Origin of the sequence: Streptomyces sp. AHU1, assembly GCF_045343905.1 — a bacterium.
Classification (GTDB): Bacteria; Actinomycetota; Actinomycetes; order Streptomycetales; family Streptomycetaceae; genus Streptomyces; species Streptomyces triticiradicis.
The window spans coordinates 2,388,457-2,406,619 of sequence record NZ_CP174283.1; the positions used below are offsets into that span (position 1 = coordinate 2,388,457).

The window sequence follows — 18,163 nt, forward strand, 5'->3', positions numbered from 1 at the left end:
TCGTCGCCTGTGTACTCGGTGCGCGGATGCTGGCTGGATTGTTCCCCTCTTCAAGCACTTTCAGGTTTTCCTTGTGTTACGGAATCAGGTTCGGTCCGCCATACGCCGTTCGAAGTCCCGTACGACCGGCTGATACGCTCACGCATCCCGCCCCGCCACAACTCCCTTTCCCCCCACCGGAATCACGGGGCCGCACACACCGCACCCGTACCGGTGCACCGGCCGAAGCGAGGGGAGGTACCCCGTGGGCACGGTCGTCGACGACGCCGCCTCCGTGGAGTTCCACGCCTTCTTCGAGCGGCACTACGCCGAACTGGCCCGACTCGCCCACCTGTTGACGGGCGAGCCGGACGCCGCCGACGATCTGGCCGCCGACGCGCTGCTCGCGCTGTGGCACCGCTGGGACCGGGTGCGGGCGGCGGAACACCCGGCGGCGTACGCGCGCGGGGTGGTCGCCAACCTCGCCCGCACCCGGATCCGTGCCGCGGTGCGCGAGCGCCGGCGGATCACCCTCTTCTGGTCGCAGCGCGAGGACAGGGCCGAGAACCCCGACGTGGCGGGCACGGTCGACGTCCAGGAGGCGCTGCGCCGGCTGCCGTTCCGCAAACGCGCCTGTGTCGTGCTGCGGCACGCCTTCGACCTGTCGGAGAAGGACACCGCGCTCGCCCTCGGGGTCTCCGTCGGTACGGTGAAGAGCCAGACGTCCAAGGGCATGGCGGAACTGAGGCGGCTGCTCGGCACCGACGAGGCGTCGGTGCGGGTGCACGCGGGGGCGCTGACCGCGGGCGGGGCCGAAGGACGAGAGCGATGAGGGAGTCACGGGAGGTGCACGACGATCTGCGTGCCCGGCTGCGCGACGCGGCCGGGGCGCACGAGCCGGACCGCGCGCGCATCCTGTCGCGGGTGGAACGCGGCATGGCGGGCCCCGGTGGGCGGCGGCCCGCGCGGCGCGCGGTACGCCCGCCGCTGCTCGACTGGTTCCGCGTCCTGGGCGCCACGGCCGCGGTCGCCGGCATCCTGGCGGCGGGCGGTTACGCGGTCGCCTCGGCGGTGAAGGACGAGGGCCCGGCGCAGCGGACCGTGGCCGTCCCGCCGACGCCCGCCCCGTCGCCGGACCCGGCCGGCCGGGCGCGGACCGCCCCCGCCCCCGGCCCCCGTTCCGGGACGCCGGAGGAGTCGGACCGGCCGCGTCCGTCGCCCTCGGACACCCCCTCGGCGACGGTGACCGCCCCCGCCCCCACGCCCCGGGCATCCGCCGGGGACACCGAGGACGGCCCGCTGCGGTCGGACGGCTCGGTCGACCCGCACAGCAACGACTTCTGGGCGCAGAGCGATGTCACCCTGAGGACCACGGAGCGGCTCACCTCGCTCACGGTCACGTTGAAGGTGCGGCAGACCGGCGGGGTGAGCGGTACGGGTGCCTGGCGCTCGCTGCCGGAGGACGACTTCACGACGACGGTCGCCGAACGGGACGGCTTCCTCGTCTACGCCTGGACGCTCAGGCCCGGTCGCACGGTCTGGCCGGGCGAATGGGTCTTCGCCGGCCAGTACGACCACGCCCGCGGCGGCCGGGACGCGAAGGACGACGGCTACACGGTGACGGCGGCCACCGAGGACGGCGAACGGTCCTCCGTGACCGGTGACTTCACGGCCCGCGCTTCGTGACGCACGGCGCCGCGAGCCGCCGGCCGAGAAAGATCCGCGGGCGCGGCAACCTTCCTCCCCGGCCGTGGCGACCAGGAGACGCACGATCTCCCCACCACACGAGGAACCCGCTTCATGACTGCACGAGTTGAACAGCGCGTCCGCCATCGCCGCCGCCTCTCCGCACGGCGTGCCGTGATCGGCGGTCTGTCCGCCCTCGCCCTCACCGGGACGGCGATCGCCACGACCGCGACGCTGGGCTCGGCCGGCGCCGCGACGACCTGGCCGCAGGCGAAGGGCAGCAGGGCCGTGACGTCGACGATCCCGGTCTCGGGCACCTTCGACGGCAGGATGACCGAGTTCTTCGGCAGCGGGGCGCTGGGGACCGGCGGCCAGGACGAGGACCAGGGGCCGGTCTTCGAACTCGCCGACGGCGTCCACTGCCTGGGCAGCTGCACCCTGCAGAACGTGTGGTGGCTGGACGTCGGCGAGGACGCGGCGACCTTCAAGGGCACGTCGTCCTCGGCGGTCTACAAGGTCCGCGGCGGCGGCGCCAAGGGCGCGGACGACAAGGTCCTGCAGTTCAACGGCGCGGGCAAACTGGTGGTCAGCAAGTTCCAGGTGGAGAACTTCGGGAAGCTGGTGCGCAGTTGCGGCAACTGCAAGAAGCAGTTCAAGCGCACCGTCATCATCGACGACGTGGACGTGACCGCTCCGGGCAAGGCGATCGTCGGGGTCAACTCCAACTTCGGTGACACCGCCTCGCTGCGTCGCGTCCGTGTCCACGGCGACACCAAGAAGAAGATCAAGACGTGCGTCCGCTTCCAGGGCAACAGCACGGGCAAGGAGCCGACGGAGCTGGGCAACGGCCCGGACGGCACCACGTGCAGGTTCACGGCGTCGGACGTCACGTACGACTGAGTCCGGATCCGTACGCCCCGCGGAGGCGACGCCGGACGAACGCCCCCGCCGGTGAGGACCGGCGGGGGCGTTCGACCATGGGGGCTCGTCAGCTCACGAAGTACGTGGGGTTCGGGAGCTTGTAGGTCTTGTCGGCGTAACCGCCCTCGAGGTCCGAGTACTGGTCGCCGAAGTTGGCGACGATGTCGTACCCGAGGGACTCGATGTGCTTGCGGGTGCCGGCCTTGTACTGCACGGTCGTGCAGTTCCAGGCCGCGGCGGTGGCGCAGTCGCTCAGGTAGGCGGGCGGGTTGGCCGCGTCCTTGAGGAACATGTGCGCGGAGTCGAGGTTGACGTCGACGCCGACCTTCTTCAGGTTCTCGACCGCGGAGGCGCGCTGCGACTCCTTCAGGCCCGAGTTGTAGAACACCTCGACGCCCTTGGAAGCGGCGTACTTGACGAGGTCGGGGCTGCCGAAGACGGCCGGACGGTCCGCCTGGGCGACATAGGCGGCCCAGGAGGCCGAGTTGTAGGTGTAGTTGGTCTTCTTCTCGTAGTCGAGGGAGAGCAGCAGCGTGTCGTCGATGTCGAAGACGACCGCGGCCTTCTCGTGCCGGTGGTGGGCCTTGCGGGCCGCCTGGTCGATGTGCCGCTTGGCGGCGGCGTCGAGGCGCGCGAGGTCCTTGGCGTACTGGCTGTCGGGGGACGCCTGGTAGACACCGTTGCTGTCGGCGGTGGTGCCGTAATAGGTGTCGATGTCCTTGACGAGGACGCCGATGTTGTAAGGCTCGTGCGTCGAGTTCGCCGTCGACTGACCGGCGGTGGCGACGCCGGTGCCGTACAGGGCGGCACCGGCGACGGCACAGGTCGCGGCGACGGCCGCGATGCGGAGTGGCTTATGCATGACAGGTTTCTACGCGCGTAACGTCTTCGGGCGCGAGGTCTTTTGCCTGATCGATACATACTTTTCGGCCGACTTGGCCCCACTCCTGTCCGGCGGGTGTCAGTTCATGGTCGCGCCGATGGTCGTGCTGCCCGTCGTGAGGAAGGTGGTCGCGGGCAATGTCCCGCCTGCCGAACGGGAGTTGCAGGCGGTGGTGTCGACGACGACGGTGGCGGCCCGCGCCTGCCCGGGCAGGACGGCGAGGCCGGCGCCCAGCGCCAGGGCGGCGCCGAGATCGAGAGCGGTACGACGGGACATGGAGTGGGGTCCTTTCGTCGTGCTGTCGGAGACAACGGTGGGGATCACGGGCACCAGTCGCCGAGATGGGCGGCACGGGTGTGCCGCTCGGCCTCCGCGTCCGTGAGCTGGGGACGGTTCTCCGGGACGGTGATCACCGCGCCGGGCCCGGTGTTGCGGTACTCGGCGAAGCGCTGGTCCTGCCACGGATGGGCGGCGGACATGTCCGTGTAGGGCGCGACCGCGTCGACGCCGGCGCCCAGGCGGGTGTCGCGGACGGTCAGCATCGGGCGGGCGGTGGGGTCCGAGCCGGGCACCCAGGGGCGGGCCAGCTTGTAGTACGCGTCCGGCGCGGCGCTGCTGACCGCGCAGCGGGTGACCAGGTATCCGCGCGGGTCGGCGACGGCCGTGGACGGCGCGAAGACGAAGCCGTACGGGGCGCCGGCCAGGTCCGTGCGGTCCAGGGCGCGGAAGTGGCAGTGCTCGAAGACCGCCGTCGCCCGCCCGAAGACGAAGTCCACGTCCCCCTCGACGTAGCAGTCCCGGTAGTACTGCCGGGCGAAGGCGGTGAGCGCGATCGAGTCGGCGTACAGGGTGTCCTGGTGGCCGAGGAAGCGGCACCGGTGGAACGCGGAGCGGTCGCCCTGCACCTTGACCGCCACGGCCTGGGTGCCGGTGACGTCCGGGTGGTCGGCGCGCAGCCAGTCGTTGGCGAAGGTGACCGCGCGGGCGGTGAAGCCGTCGGTGCGCACGGTGGTCGTCGCCGACCCGGTGGTGCCGTAGGTGCCCGAACCGTCGGGCCTGGGCGTGCCGTTGGCGTTGTCGTACACCACGACGACATCGCGCGGGTCGCCGGTGGCGCCGATCCAGGTCATCTCGGACCCGGCGGCGCCGGGCAGGCCGGTCGCCGGGTCGACCGCTCCGACCGAGACCGTCTCGCGGTACACGCCCGGTGCGATGACCAAGGTGAATCCGGTGCCGGTCGCGGCGGTCACGGCGGCCTGCACGGTGGCGTGGTCGCCGCGGCCACCGGGGTGGACGTACAGCGTCCTCTCGTCGAGCCGCGCGGACGGCGAACCGTACCGCCCGAACGGGGAACGTCCGGTGGCGCGGGCCGGGGCCGCGAGCGCGGGAGCCAGCGCGGCTCCGGCGCCCGCGGCGATGAACGCCCTTCTGCCGACGGGGTGTCCGGCCATGGTCAGCAGATCCTTCCGGCGCCGGCGCGGTGGTCGACGAGGCCGGGAACGGCCCGCGCGGGGTCGACCCTCGTCCGCAGGACCGGGGTCCAGCCGGCGCCGGACCGGAGCGTCTCGGCGGGGATCTCCGCGTTGTGCACAGCGATCAGATCGGTGAGGACGCCGTTGACGTAGTTGTCGGACGCGGTCAGCGGCGCGTCCTTCCACTTCTTCAGGATCAGCGCGGCGCTGACCGTGTCCGGCAGCGTGAACGCGTTGTGCTCGGCGACGAGCTGGGACTCCATGCCGATGCCGTAGCTGTAGCCGTAGGTGGGGTCGGCCACGAAGTGGTTGTCGTAGGAGTCCACCTGTCCGAAGCGAACGCGCGGGGCGCGCTCGACGAGGCCGGTGAACAGGTTGTGGTGGAGGGTGACCTTCAGATGGCCCCGGTCCACGGCGGCGGTCGCCGCGCTGTCGCTGTTGCCGATCAGGATGGTCTTGTCGTGGTCGGCGAAGACGTTCCAGGAGACGGTCACGTGGTCGGCGCCCTTGACGATGTCCAGTTCGCCGTCGTGCTGTTCGTAGATCCGGCCGTAGTACGACGGCAGCGAACTGTCCGGGTGGTCGCCGTCGGTGAACGTGTCGTGGTCGAGCCAGACGTGCGTGGCGCCGTACACGACCGCGCTGTCGTACTCGGAGTTCCAGTTGCCGGTGTCGCCGTCGGTGGGGTCCCACTGCGGGAAGCAGTCGAGGGGGCTCTCGAAGGTGAGGTTGCGGACGATGACGTTGTCGACGTCCTTGATCTGGAGGCTCGCGCCCTTGAAGCCCGCGTTCGCCCCGATGCCGACGATGGTGGTGTTCGCGGGGACGTACGCCTTGATGGCGGTGTCCTGTTCGGCGGCGGAGGCGGCCCGCAGGTCCTCCTGCTCACCGCTGACCACCTGGTCGTATCCCCACACCGCGGGGTCGTAGTCGGCGAGGTACCGGTCGAAGTCGTAGCCGGGGGCGGCGAAGGAGTCGCAGCCGGAGGCGTTGGCGTCGATCGTCCCCCTGACCTTGATGATCTTCGGGGCGCTGCCGCCGGCGGCGAGCGCGGCCTTGAACTCCGCCCAGGTCGTGACCGTGGTGACCCGCTCGGCCGCGGCGGCCGAGCCGCCGGTGGTGCCGGTCCCGTCGGAGGCCCAGCCGTCGCCCGCGGCGAGCGTCTGCCGGCCGAGCTCACGGGGGCGGGCCTCGGCGGTGGTGCCGGTGGCGGCGAGCACGAGGGCGGTGCAGCCGATCAGCGCGGCGGCCCTCCGCACGGTGACCGCACGCCAGGTTGTGGCATGCCCATGCCATATCCGTGTGTTCATGATGCGGTTCTCTCTCCTTCGGCTCAGAGATTCGGGAACCCGGGAACCCGGGAACCCGGACGTTCAGACGGTGGGCCAGGTGATCCAGGACTCGGGGATCTCCGCGCCGAGACGGCGCACGTCCCGGGGCGCGAGCACCCGGCGGTGCAGCAGCCCGCCGGCGACGAGACGGGCCACGGCGATGGCGCCCGGCGGGTTGAAGTGCGTGTTGTCCTGTTCGGTCGCGGTCCAGTTGAAGTACTTCTTCGTCTCCTCGGCGCCGAGCCGCTGCCACAGCGCGATGGACCGGGCCTGGATGTCGAGGAGCGGCACGCGCTCGTCCGCGGCGAGCGCGCGCATCGACGCCGGGTAGTCGCCGTGCGTCGGCACCGCGTCGCCGTCCGCGTCGAACTTCCTGCGCTCCACCGGGGTGGCGAGCACCGGCCGGGCACCCCGGGCCCGCGCGCCGTCGAGGTACTGCCGCAGACAGTCCTGGTACGTCGTCCACGGCTCGGTGTGGCGCGTCGGGTCGGCGGTCTTCTCGTCGTTGTGCCCGAACTGGACGAGCAGGAGGTCGCCGGGCCGGATCACGCCGAGGATCGCGGCGAGGCGCCCCTCGTCGATGAAGCTCTTCGAACTGCGGCCGTTCACCGCGTGGTCGACCACCACGACGTCCTCGTGGAGGAAGAACGGGAGGGCCATGCCCCACCCGGTCTCGGGCGCGGCGTCGGCGTACTTCTGGGCGGCCGTGGAGTCACCGGCGATGTACAGGCTGCGCGGCCGGCGGCGCGGGCCCGCGGACGCGGGGCCGGAGGCGGCGACGGCGAGCGGCAGGGCGGCCACGGCCGCCGAGGCGACCTGTCTGCGCGTGAGGGACACGGGGGTGTGCCTTTCGACAGGGGTTGCGGCTGAGGTGTCGGCGGGTCCGCGAGGCGGCCGCGGCGCGACGCGCGCCGCGGCCGGGCCCCGCGGGCGCCGCGGGCTAGTGGTGGGCCTTCCAGTCGGCCTGCGCCTTGTTCAGCTGGTCGGCCAGCGTGTCCAGGAAGTCCTTCACGCTCATCTTGCCGAGCAGCACCTTCTGGAAGTTCGGCTCGTTGTCGGCCTTGGAGATGGTGTTCCAGTCGGGCAGGTAGTACGGCAGCTGCACGATCTTGGTGCCGGTGCCGTTCAGCGCCTCGGCGGCCAGCCTGGTCGGCTCGGCCTGCTGGACCCAGGCCTCCTTCGCCGCGTCGGTGTTCGCCGGCACCTGGCCCGCCGACTCGTTGAACTTGGAGTTCTCCGCCGCCGAGACGGCGAACTCGATGAACTTCCAGGCGGCCGCCTTGTTCTTGCCGGACTTGAACAGGCTCAGCCCGTCGACCGGGTTGGAGATCTGCACCCGCGTGCCGTCGTCCAGCGTGGGGTTCGGGACGCCGCGGAACGTGCCGTCGCCCAGCGCCTTCAGGTGGTCCTGGTAGGAGCCGAGGTTGTGGCTCAGCATGCCGATGGTGCCGCTGTCCCACTGCGCGACCATCTTGGTGAAGTCGTTGTTGACGTCGGCGGACGGGGTGGCCTTCTTGTAGAGGGCGACGTACTTCTCCAGGGCCGCCACGTTCTTCGGGTCGTTGACGGTGGTCCTGTCGCCGTCCCAGAACGAGGTGATGCCGGTCTGGCCGTACGCCGCGTCCAGCGCCGGGGCGATGGATCCCTCGCCGCCGCGGATGGTGAAGCCGAACTCGTTCTTCCCCTTGTCCGTGAGCTTCGCCGCGGCGTCGTAGAACTTCGACCAGGACGTCGGCGCGTCCAGGCCCGCCGCCTCGAACAGGTCGGTGCGGTACCAGAGCGTGCCGTTGTTGGCGGAGGTCGGCACCTGGTACAGCGCCTCGCCGCCGCCCGCGGCCCGGCTGACGTCGAGCAGGTTCCGGCTCAGCTTCCCGTTCAGCGAGCTCTTCTCGATCCGGCTGTCCAGCGGCTCCAGCGCCCCCTGGACGGCGACCTCGGCGAGCATCGCGGTGCCCACGCCTCCGACGTCGGGCAGTCCGCCGCCCTGGATGGCGGTGTCGTACTTGGACTGGGCGCTGGCCGCCGGGACACCGACGTACTTGACCTCGATGTCCGGGTACTTCTTCTCGAAGTCGGCGATGATCTGCTTCCAGATGTCGGTGCGGACACCGCCGTTGTTGTCCCAGAAGGTGATCTCGCCCTTGCCGGACCCCTCGGTCCCCTTGTCCCCCGCGCCGCCGCTGCCGTCGTCACCGCAGGCGGTGGCGGTCAGCGCGAGCACGGAACCGAGGGCGACGGCCACGGCGGCGCGCCGGGCCCGGGGGACGCCGGGCCTTCTCGGGCCGGTTCCCGGCGGGGTGTCCAGCGGGTTGTTCTCGAAGGGGCTGTTCTCGCGTCTGCTGATCTTCATCGACCGGCTCTCTTCTTCGGGGTCCAACGGGGCGGCGGGGTCGGTGCGGTGTTCTCGGAGATCGGCGTCCGGCTGCTTCCGGAAGGGACGTGCCCTTCCCTCCACATCCGGCAAGCGCTTGCTACGGGGGTGTGGCATCGCGGCTCCCAACGGGCGGGCGGACGGCTGACGAACGGCGGGCGGCTGACGAACGGCGGGCGGTGCCCCTCGGGGGGCGCTGTGACCCTCAGGGGGTCGGGGTGATCCGGAAACGCGTGAAGGCGGCGGTCCCCGCGTGCCCCGCGCCCGTCGGCGCGAGCGCGAACAGGCCCAGCAGCGCGCCGACCCAGCCCCGGCCGGTCGCGGCGAAGACCTGCCCCGAGGGCCGCCGGCCGCCGCCGGTGTCGTAGGAGAAGCGGCAGCGGGCCCCCGCGCCGATCTCCACCCACAGCCGGGCCCTGCCCCCGGGCGCCGGGCGGGCGGGGGCGGCGTCGCGCTCGCGCCCGCTCCCGCACCGCCCGGAGCGCGTGACGGGTGCCGCCGGGGCGACCGGCTCGGCGAACCGGTGCACGAGCCGTACCGATCCTCCCGGCTCACGCTCCAGGCCGATCCAGCCGAACGCGTCCCCGAGCACGACGAGTCCGGCCCGCGCGCCCGGCTCCTCGCCGTCGAGGCACAGGTCGACCTGGACGGTGGCGGCCGTGCCCGGCATCCGCTGGGTCAGGACGTGGGGCACCGCGCGCAGGTCGTGCGCGGACGCCGTACGGACGCAGCTCAGCCGGAGTCCGTCGCCGGAGTGCTGGGTGGCCCAGCCGTCCTGGGGATCGGCGGTCCACTGCCACTGGCGCCCGAAGCGGCCGCCGGGGAAGTCGTCGTCGGTGGCGGGCGTGGACGGCGGCTGGGCCGGCAGGTCCGGCTTGCGGTGCACGGACACCGGGGCGCCCCGGTCGCCGATCACCGGCCAGCCTCCCCCACTCTCGGCTTCTCCCCCACTCTCGGCTTCGCTCGAACGGGGGGACCCCCATGAGCGGGAGGTGCCCCCACCGCCCCAGCGCATCGGCTGGAGGTGGACCACCCGTCCGTAGGGCCCGCGCTGCTGGAAGTGCACGAACCAGTCCTCGCCCGCCGCCGTGCGCACCCAGCCGCCCTGGTGGGGGCCGTTGACGGGGGTGTTCCCCTGTTCCAGCACCACCCGCTCCTCGTAGGGTCCGAAGAAACCGCGCGAGCGGAAGGCGCCCTGCCAGCCGGTCCCGACTCCCCCGGCGGGCGCGAGGATCCAGAACCAGCCGTCGTGCCGGTAGGCCTTGGGCCCTTCGAGGGTGAACCAGCCGGGGATCAGATCGGCGTCGACGATCACCTTCCCCTCGTCGAGCAGCCCGGTGCCGTCGGGACGCATCCGGTGTCCGGTGAGCCGGTTCTTCACTCCCGAACGGGACCTGGCCCAGGCGTGCACGAGGTACGCCTCACCGGTCTCCTCGTCCCACAGCGGGCAGGGGTCGATGAGCCCCTTGCCCTCCTTCACCAGGTGCGGCCGGGTCCAAGGGCCTCTGATCCCCGGCGCGTTGACCTGGAAGACGCCGTGGTCGGGGTCGCCCCAGAAGATCCAGAAACGGTCGTCGTGGTGGCGCAGCGCGGGCGCCCACACACCGCCGTCGGGCCGGGGGGTCCTGAACGCGCTTGCCGGTTCCAGGCGTTGGAGCGCGTGTCCGACGAGCGTCCAGTTCACCAGGTCCCGGGAGTGCAGCAGCGGCAGGCCGGGGACGCGGCCGAAGCTGGAGGCGGTGAGGTAGAAGTCGTCGCCGACGCACAGCGGATCGGGGTCGGACCAGTCGGCGTCGAGGACGGGATTGCGGTAGGTGCCGTCACCCAGGTCGGCGGAGGGCAGGGCCATCAGGGGCTCACCGCCTTGCGGACCAGCGCGGCGGCCCCGCTCCGGTCGAGGGTGCCGTCGGCGACGACGGTGACGACCCGGCGGACGAGCGTGCCGCCCGCCTCGACGGTGAGGCGCTCGTCGTGGGCGAGGGAGGAACCGACGCCCGGGTACTCGGCGGCGCGCACGAACCAGGGGTCGCGGCGGGTCGCTCCGGTCGCCCCGGCGAGGACGAGCGTCCAGCCGGCGCCCGCGAGGGCGAGCCAGTCGGCGGGACGCGCGTGCACCGCCTCCTCCCCCTCGGCGTCGGCGGTGAACACGCCCGGGGCGTCCTGTTCCTTGGGGGCCCGCCAGAAGAAGCCGCCGTAGGCCGCGCCCGGCCGTCCGTTGGTGGCCGGACTGCCGATCGACAGACCGCGTGCGGTGACGTTCGTGAGGGAGAAGGTGAGGTCCAGCGCCCAGGCGGTGCCGGTGAGCGGTACGGCGGCGACCGTACGGCGTTCCCGCAGCAGTTCGGTGCCCGCGGCCGTCCAGCGCAGTTCCTCCACGAAGCCGTCGGGGTCCCGCAGCCGGAAGCCGACGTGCCGCTGGGCCCCGTGGTTGTCGAGCTCGGTCGGCCCCCGGTCGCGGACGTAGGTGCGCCCGCCCCAGAAGTTGTGCCCCTCGACGTCGGGTACGGCCACACCGACGCCGAGGTGGTGCGGGTGGTCGGCCGGGCCGAGCTCGGTGACGGCCGTGCCGCCCAGGGTGGTGACGGGGTGCAGGTACGGGCGCGGCGAGAGCCGGTCGGGCAGTGCGGGCCGGGTGACGTAGCGGGCGACGGGACGGCCGCCGATCCGCAGGACCGTCGGGTCGTCGTTCATCGGGTGCTCACCTCTTTCGGGAGCGCCCAGGAGGCGCCCAGCTCGGAGTAGAGGGCGAGGGTGTCGGCGGCCGCCGCGACGAACCCGTCGACGCCGGGCACGACGCGGCGCCGTTCCCCGGGGAGCGTCCTCCAGGCGTCCGGGGGCAGCGCGACCGGGTCGGGCGCCTGCCGGACGGCCTCGACGACCTTCATGAAGGCGCCCGTCGACTCGGGCGGGACCAGCAGTGCGGCGCCGCCGCTCAGATGCCCGGCCAGGTTCTCCAGCAGGTCGGTGCGGCCGTACCGGATCTCCTCGGGGCCGTGTCCGGACCGCTGCAGGAGCACTCGGTCCTGCTTGTACCAGAAGGTGATCCGGCCGCCCGTGCCGTGCACCAGGACGTACGGTTCGCCGGGGCGTTCGGCGCAGAGTGTCGCGGCGACCGTGATCCGGCCCCCGGTGGTCGTCACCCGGACGCACGAGGTGTCGTCGGACTCGATGGCGTTGGCGCGCAGCAGCTCGGTCTCGACGCCGGTGACGTCCTCGGCGCGGGTCGAGCCGTCCAGCGCGAGGGCGGTGGCGACGGCGTGGGCCAGCGGGTTGGTCAGGACCCCGTCGACCACGTCCACGCCGTCGAGCTTCCGCCTGCCCGCCCAGGGCGCGCGCCGGAAGTACGCCTCGTCGCGCGCCCAGGCACCCGCCCCGCCGATGCCGGTCACCCGGCCGATCGCGCCCTCGGTGATCAGTTTCCTGATGGCGGGCACGGCGTGCGAGCCGAGCGACTGGAAGCCGATCTGGCAGACGGCTCCCGCCGCCGCGACCCCGTCGGCCATGCGCCGGAACTCGGCGTGGGAGGGCGCGGGCGGCTTCTCCAGGAGCAGGTGGACGCCCCTCGCCGCGGCGGTCAGCGCGAGGTCGGTGTGCGTGGGGATGGGGGTGCAGATCACCGCGACGGCGGCGCCGGTGGAGTCGAGGAGTGCCCCGAGGTCGGTGGACTGCTCGACACGCCGCCCGCCCAGTTCCTCCTCGGTGAGCGGGTTCAGTTCGCAGACCCCGGCGAGGCGTACCAGGCCCTTGTCCTGGAGGCGGCGGATGTTGTCCAGGTGCCGGCGTCCGTGGCCGCGGGCGCCGGCGAGGACGACGGGCAGCGGGAGACGGAGCGTGCCGGCGGGCGCGGGCCGGTGGCCGGCCGCGCTTCGGTCGCGGCCCTGGTGCGGGGCGGCCGTCATCCCTTCACCGCCCCGGCGCTGAATCCGGTGATCAGCCACTTCTGGATGAAGGCGAAGACGACGACCACGGGGACGGCGGCGACGATGCCGCCGGCGGCGAGCGCGCCCAGGTCGACGCTGTCGGAGCTCATCAGGGTGCTGAGGCCGACCGGGACGGTCTGCTTGCTCTGGTCGCTGAGGAACATGAGGGCGAACAGGAAGTGGTTCCAGGCGTGCACGAAGGCGAAGGAGCCTACGGCGATCAGCCCGGGCCGCAGCAGTGGGAGGACGACGATCCGGAAGGCGTCGAAGCGGTTGCAGCCGTCCACCCAGGCGGCCTCCTCCAGCGTGTACGGCACGTTCCTGATGAAGCCGCTGATGAGGATCATCGACAGCGGCAGCTGGAAGACCGTCTCGGCGACGACCACGCCGGCCAGCGAGTTGATCATCCGGAGTTCGGCGAAGATCTGGAAGAGCGGGACCAGGAGCAGCGCGCCCGGCACGAACTGCGAGCAGAGCAGCGCGAGCATGAAGGCGCGTTTGATCCTGAAGTCGAAGCGGGCGAGCGCGTAGCCGCCGGCGAGGGCGACGAGCGTCGTCATCACCAGGGTGGAGACCGCGATGATCACGCTGTTCTGGAAGTAGGTCCCGAAGCCGCGCTCGGTCCACACCTTGTCGAAGTGGTCCAGCGTCATGGGCCAGGGCACGAGCGAGGTGGACCCGGCGGGGCGCAGCGCGAAGAGCAGGATCCAGTAGAAGGGGACCAGGGTGAAGAGGAGGTAGCCGCCCAGGGGGACGTAGATCTGCCAGCGCGGGACCTCGTCCCAGGCGCGCCGCTTCCTCCCCGCGCGCGGGCGGGGTTCCTCGACGGGCGGGGCGGGGGCGGCCGGGGCGACCGCCTCGGCGTCCTTGGTGATCACTTGTCCCCTCCTCCGAACCTGCTCAGCCGCAGATAGACGATCGAGCAGAACAGCAGGATCACGAACGCGACGGTGGTGAGGGCCGAGGCGTAGCCGAAGTCGTGGGCGTCGACGCTGGTGTTGGCGACGTAGAGCGGGAGGGTCGTCGTCTCGCCCGCGGGTCCGCCGCCGGTCAGGGTGTAGAGCAGGTCGACGTTGTTGAACTCCCACACGGCGCGCAGCAGCGTGGAGAGGACGATCGCGTCCTTGAGGTGCGGCAGCGTGATGTGCAGGAACTGGCGGACGCGGCTCGCTCCGTCGACCTCGGCCGCCTCGTACAGGTCCTTGGAGACGGACTGGAGGTCGGCGAGGATCAGGATCGCGAAGAAGGGGACGCCGCGCCACAGGTCGGCGACCACCGCCGCCGGGAAGACGGTGGAGGTGTCCGAGAGCCAGCTGGTGCCGTACGAGCCGATGCCGGCGTCGGCGAGGTAACGGGTGACGCCCGTCTGGGAGTTGTAGAGCAGTACCCAGATCGCCGAGGTCAGCACTCCGGAGACGGCCCAGGGCGAGAAGACCAGCGCGCGTCCCACCGCCCGGCCGACGAAGGTCTGGTTGACGATCAGCGCGAGCGCCAGGCCGAACAGCAGCTGGAGGCCCACCTCCACGGCGACCCACTTCGCGCTGAAGGCCAGGGTGTCCCAGAACTGGGGGTCGTCGGTGAAGGCGTGCGTGAAGTTGTCGAGGCCCGCGTAGCCGTTGCGCCACGGTTTGGTCGGGTTGTAGTTCTGCAGGCTGTAGTAGAAGACGCTGATGACGGGGTAGGCGATGAAGCCCAGCATCAGCAGCGCCGCCGGGGCGATCAGCAGGTACGGAAGCCCCCGCGGGGTCGTGGAGGCACGGCGCCGCCGGGGTGGCGCGGGCGGTTTCGCCACGGCTGCGGCTTGGGCCATGACTGTTCTCCGTTCGCAGTGGGGCGGGTACGGCGGGTGCAGGAAGCGCTTGCTACGACCGCATGGGTCGAGCCCTTCCACGTGCGGGTGCCGGGGGTCTCAGCCCGCGTACGGGTCCGGCACCTTGCCCGGACGGGCCAGGAACGCGAAGTCGCAGCCGGTGTCGGCCTGGGTGATCTGGTCGTCGTAGAGCGCGCCGTAGCCGCGTTCGTACCGGACGGGCGGCGGGGTCCACGCGGCCCGCCTGCGCTCCAGCTCCGCGTCGTCCACGTGGAGGTGGAGCGACCTCGCCCCGACGTCGAGGGTGATCCGGTCCCCGCTGCGCACGAGGGCGAGCGGGCCGCCGACGTGCGACTCGGGCGCCACGTGCAGCACGCACGCGCCGTAGCTCGTGCCGCTCATCCGGGCGTCGGAGATCCGCACCATGTCCCGGACGCCCTGCTTCAGCAGATGGCCGGGGATGGGCAGCATCCCGTACTCGGGCATGCCCGGTCCGCCCCTGGGGCCGGAGCCCCGCAGCACGAGGACGCTGTCCGCGGTGATGCCGAGCGACGGGTCGTCGATGGTGCGCTGCATCGTGCGGTAGTCGTCGAAGACGACCGCGGGACCGGTGTGCTTGAGCAGGCGCGGCTCGGCGGCGATGTGCTTGATGACGGCGCCGTCGGGGCAGAGGTTGCCGCGCAGGACGGCGACCCCGCCCTCGGCCGCGACCGGGTCGTCCCGGGTGCGGATGACGTCGTCGTCGTGCACCCGGGCGCCCGCGAGCTGCTCGCGCAGGCTGTCGTGGGAGACCGTGGGCCGGTCCAGGTGCAGCAGGTCGGTGATCCGCGACAGGAACCCGGGCAGACCGCCGGCGAAGTGGAAGTCCTCCATGAGGTACGTCCGTCCGCCGGGCCGGACGTTCGCGAGCACCGGGACGGTCCGGGCGATCCGGTCGAAGTCGTCCAGCGTGAGGGTGACACCGGCCCGTCCGGCCATGGCGATCAGATGGATCACGGCGTTCGTCGAACCGCCGATGCCGAGCACCGTCGTGACCGCGTCCGTGAAGGCGTCGGCGGTGAGGATGTCGGACAGCTTCCGGTCCCTGTGGACGAGTTCGACGATCCTGAGCCCCGCCGCGGCCGCCATCCGGTCGTGCCCGGAGTCGACGGCGGGGATGCTGGAGGCGCCGGGGACGGTGACGCCGAGCGCCTCCGCGGCGGCGGTCAGCGTGGACGCGGTGCCCATCGTCATGCAGTGCCCCGGCGACCGGGCGAGCCCGCTCTCCAGCTCGGTCATCTCGCAGTCCCCGATGAGGCCCGCGCGCCGGTCGTCCCAGTACTTCCACATGTCGGTGCCGGAGCCGAGGACCTCGGCGCGCCAGTGCCCCGGGAGCATGGGACCGGCGGGCACGAAGACGGTGGGCAGGTCGACCGAGGCGGCCCCCATGAGCAGCGCGGGCGTGGTCTTGTCGCAGCCGCCCATCAGCACGGCCCCGTCCACCGGGTACGACCGCAGCAGTTCCTCGGTCTCCATCGCGAGGAGGTTGCGGTAGAGCATCGGGGTCGGCTTCTGGAAGGTCTCGCTCAGCGTGGACACCGGGAATTCGAGCGGGAACCCTCCGGCCTGCCACACGCCCCGCTTGACGGCCTGGGCGCGGTCGCGCAGGTGTACGTGGCACGGGTTGATGTCCGACCAGGTGTTGAGGACCGCGACGACCGGCTTGCCCAGGTGTTCCTCGGGGAGGTACCCGAGCTGCCGGGTCCTGGCCCGGTGGCTGAACGAACGCAGCCCCTCGGTCCCGTACCACTGGTGGCTCCTGAGGTCCTCGGGCCGCTTCACAGGGACCATCCGGCGGCTATGGCGGCGACCTCGGACCGCTCGTCGGCGGTCAGCGGCCGGCTCGGCGGGCGCACGTCACGGCGGCACAGTCCGAGCGAGGACAGGGCTTCCTTGACGACGGTGACGTTGTTGGCGGAGGCGTCCGCGGCGCGCAGTTCCTCGAAGCGGCGGATGCGCTCCCAGACCTTCATCGCGGCCGGGTAGTCACCGCAGCGGAGCGCCTCGATCATGTCCAGCGAGACGGCCGGGGCGACGTTCACCAGGCCCGAGGTGAATCCGGTGGCGCCGGCCGAGAAGTACGAGGGGGCGTACGGCTCGGCGAGTCCGGCCACCCACACGAACCGCTCGAGGCCCGCGTCCCGCGCGAAGGACGCGAAGCGCGCCGCGTCGGGCACGGCGTACTTCACGCCGATGACGTTCGGGCAGGCGTCCGCGAGTTCGGCGAGCCGCGAGCCCGCGAGCAGCGGATTGCGGATGTACGGCACGACGCCCAGCTCCGGCACGGCCTCGGCGATCGCCCGGTGGTAGTCGACCCAGCCGCCCTCCGAGACGTACGGGTGCACCGGCTGATGGACCATCACCATCGGTGCGCCGAGGGCACGGGCGTGCCGCGCGGAGGCGACGGCGGTGGGCACGTCGTGCCCGACGCCGACCAGGACGGCGGCGCGGTCGCCGGCCTCCTCGACGGTCGACTCCGTGACGGTGCGGCGCTCTTCGGGGGTGAGCGCGTAGAACTCACCGGTGTTGCCGTTGGGGGTGAGGGTGCGGACGCCGCCGTCGACCAGCCGGCGCAGCAGGGCCCGGTGGGCGTCCCGGTCGATCGTGCCGTCCTCGGCGAACGGGGTCACCGGGATCGCCACGACCTCGGCGAGTGCCGCCCGCTGGGTCTCGAACGTCGCTGTCATTCCTGTCCGCCCTCCTCCTGGCCCCGCGGGAAGGCCCGTCGCACGAACGAGGCGATGTGCGCGTGCAGCGCTCCGGCCGCTCCCTCGGCGTCACCGTCGAGGGCGAGACGCAGGATCTCCCGGTGCTCGCCGGCCTCCCGCTCCCAGGAGGGCTCGGCGGCCCAGGCGACCGCCGAGACGAGGGCGGCCTGGTCGCGCACCTCGTCGAGCATCCGGCCGAGCAGCGGATTTCCGCAGGGCGCGTACAGGGCGCGGTGGAACTCCCGGTTGGCCAGCGACCGTTCGGCGGTGTCGGCGGCGGCGTCGGCCCGGGTGAGCGCGTCCCGGGCGGCGTCGAGGGAGGCTCCCCGGCGCACCACCCGCCGCAGCGCCTCGGGTTCGAGGAGCAGCCGTACGTCGTACACCTCGCGCGCCATGTCCGCGTCCACCATGCGCACCGTGACGCCCTTGTACTGGTTCATCACGACGAGCCCGGTGCCGGCCAGGGTCTTGAGCGCCTCGCGCACCGGGGTCTTCGACACCCCGAACTGCGCGGCGAGGTCGGTCTCGACCAGGGCCTGTCCCGGGGGCAACTGCCCGGTGAGGATGCGGTGTTTGATCCCCTCCAGCACGAACTGCGTGCGGGACGGGATCGGGGTGGGCACAGAGGTCATGCGCGCCTCTCTGGTCTCACGTCTCGGATCACGGGAGCCGGGCACCGGTCACGGACACCGGTCTCGCATATCGCGTCTCATATATGACGTACGAAGTACGACGCGTCGAAGGTAGGAGCGTGACCGTGTTTCGTCAACGCTTCCGACAGAGGCAGTTCCAGAGGGAGTCGAGGGCGAGTCGAAGGGACACGGGTACGGAGCGGGGCACCCGCGGGCCCGGTCCCGCCCGGGGCGGGATGCGTCAGCCGTTCGCTCCCGCGACGCCGGACCGGGGAACGCGTGCGGGCCGCCCGCTCGGCGGGCGGCCCGCGACTCCCCTCGCAACGCCTGCGGTTCAGCAGGTGGACCGGCACGGCGGCCCCTCGGGGGAGGCCGGGCGTCCCGGCCTCCCCCGGACGTCGTGCGACACGT

General features: G+C 72.2%; 17 protein-coding genes. 3 read left to right on the forward strand and 14 right to left on the reverse strand.

The features are described 5' to 3' along the window. Positions 1–244 precede the first annotated feature (244 nt). From ACICHK_RS10915 to ACICHK_RS10925, 3 genes are all read left to right on the forward strand, one after another. Positions 245–811 (forward strand): SigE family RNA polymerase sigma factor, encoded by a 567-nt coding sequence (locus tag ACICHK_RS10915; protein ID WP_406836732.1) that lies wholly within the window; start codon positions 245–247, stop codon positions 809–811. Next, positions 808–1,665, forward strand: coding sequence for a hypothetical protein (locus ACICHK_RS10920; protein ID WP_406836733.1), 858 nt, complete (start codon positions 808–810; stop codon positions 1,663–1,665). Before ACICHK_RS10915 ends, ACICHK_RS10920 begins: the two co-directional genes overlap by 4 nt. Before the next feature lie 114 nt (positions 1,666–1,779). Next, the gene (locus tag ACICHK_RS10925; protein WP_406836734.1) at positions 1,780–2,565 is read left to right on the forward strand and encodes a pectate lyase; all 786 of its coding nucleotides are present in this window, start codon (positions 1,780–1,782) and stop codon (positions 2,563–2,565) included. 88 nt (positions 2,566–2,653) lie between these two features. On the opposite strand, the gene ACICHK_RS10930 is transcribed toward ACICHK_RS10925, so the two are convergent. The 14 genes from ACICHK_RS10930 to ACICHK_RS10995 form a co-directional block, all read right to left on the reverse strand. Further along, positions 2,654–3,448, reverse strand: coding sequence for an HAD family acid phosphatase (locus tag ACICHK_RS10930; RefSeq protein WP_406836735.1), 795 nt, complete (start codon positions 3,446–3,448; stop codon positions 2,654–2,656). A gap of 99 nt (positions 3,449–3,547) precedes the next feature. Next, positions 3,548–3,745, reverse strand: a complete 198-nt coding sequence (locus ACICHK_RS10935; RefSeq protein WP_406836736.1) for a hypothetical protein — start codon at positions 3,743–3,745, stop codon at positions 3,548–3,550. Positions 3,746–3,789: 44 nt separating this feature from the next. Then, positions 3,790–4,920, reverse strand: coding sequence for a pectinesterase family protein (locus tag ACICHK_RS10940; protein ID WP_406836737.1), 1,131 nt, complete (start codon positions 4,918–4,920; stop codon positions 3,790–3,792). Between the two features lie 2 nt (positions 4,921–4,922). Further along, positions 4,923–6,251, reverse strand: a complete 1,329-nt coding sequence (locus tag ACICHK_RS10945; RefSeq protein ID WP_406836738.1) for a polysaccharide lyase family 1 protein — start codon at positions 6,249–6,251, stop codon at positions 4,923–4,925. Positions 6,252–6,314: 63 nt separating this feature from the next. Further along, positions 6,315–7,109 carry a rhamnogalacturonan acetylesterase gene (locus ACICHK_RS10950; protein WP_406836739.1) on the reverse strand — a complete coding sequence of 265 codons (795 nt, stop codon included), beginning with the start codon at positions 7,107–7,109 and terminating at the stop codon, positions 6,315–6,317. Positions 7,110–7,212: 103 nt separating this feature from the next. After that, positions 7,213–8,622 (reverse strand): ABC transporter substrate-binding protein, encoded by a 1,410-nt coding sequence (locus tag ACICHK_RS10955; RefSeq protein ID WP_406836740.1) that lies wholly within the window; start codon positions 8,620–8,622, stop codon positions 7,213–7,215. Between the two features lie 226 nt (positions 8,623–8,848). Continuing rightward, a complete protein-coding gene (locus ACICHK_RS10960) occupies positions 8,849–10,492 on the reverse strand; it encodes a family 43 glycosylhydrolase (protein WP_406836741.1) in 1,644 nt (547 codons plus the stop codon). Next, positions 10,492–11,334, reverse strand: a complete 843-nt coding sequence (locus tag ACICHK_RS10965) for a PmoA family protein (protein WP_406836742.1) — start codon at positions 11,332–11,334, stop codon at positions 10,492–10,494. The genes ACICHK_RS10960 and ACICHK_RS10965 overlap by 1 nt, the downstream gene beginning before the upstream one ends. Beyond that, positions 11,331–12,542: a Gfo/Idh/MocA family protein gene (locus ACICHK_RS10970; protein WP_406836743.1), complete on the reverse strand. Its 1,212-nt coding sequence runs from the start codon at positions 12,540–12,542 to the stop codon at positions 11,331–11,333. The genes ACICHK_RS10965 and ACICHK_RS10970 overlap by 4 nt, the downstream gene beginning before the upstream one ends. Beyond that, entirely contained in the window at positions 12,539–13,441 is a 903-nt protein-coding gene (locus tag ACICHK_RS10975) for a carbohydrate ABC transporter permease (protein WP_406836744.1), read from the reverse strand. The genes ACICHK_RS10970 and ACICHK_RS10975 overlap by 4 nt, the downstream gene beginning before the upstream one ends. Then, positions 13,438–14,373 carry a carbohydrate ABC transporter permease gene (locus tag ACICHK_RS10980; RefSeq protein ID WP_406836745.1) on the reverse strand — a complete coding sequence of 312 codons (936 nt, stop codon included), beginning with the start codon at positions 14,371–14,373 and terminating at the stop codon, positions 13,438–13,440. Before ACICHK_RS10980 ends, ACICHK_RS10975 begins: the two co-directional genes overlap by 4 nt. Before the next feature lie 99 nt (positions 14,374–14,472). Continuing rightward, on the reverse strand, positions 14,473–16,203 hold the full coding sequence (gene araD / locus ACICHK_RS10985; RefSeq protein WP_406836746.1) for an L-arabinonate dehydratase: 1,731 nt from the start codon (positions 16,201–16,203) through the stop codon (positions 14,473–14,475). Further along, positions 16,191–17,099, reverse strand: coding sequence for a dihydrodipicolinate synthase family protein (locus ACICHK_RS10990; RefSeq protein ID WP_406836747.1), 909 nt, complete (start codon positions 17,097–17,099; stop codon positions 16,191–16,193). The genes araD and ACICHK_RS10990 overlap by 13 nt, the downstream gene beginning before the upstream one ends. Next, positions 17,096–17,752 carry a GntR family transcriptional regulator gene (locus tag ACICHK_RS10995; protein ID WP_406836748.1) on the reverse strand — a complete coding sequence of 219 codons (657 nt, stop codon included), beginning with the start codon at positions 17,750–17,752 and terminating at the stop codon, positions 17,096–17,098. The genes ACICHK_RS10990 and ACICHK_RS10995 overlap by 4 nt, the downstream gene beginning before the upstream one ends. Positions 17,753–18,163 lie beyond the last annotated feature (411 nt).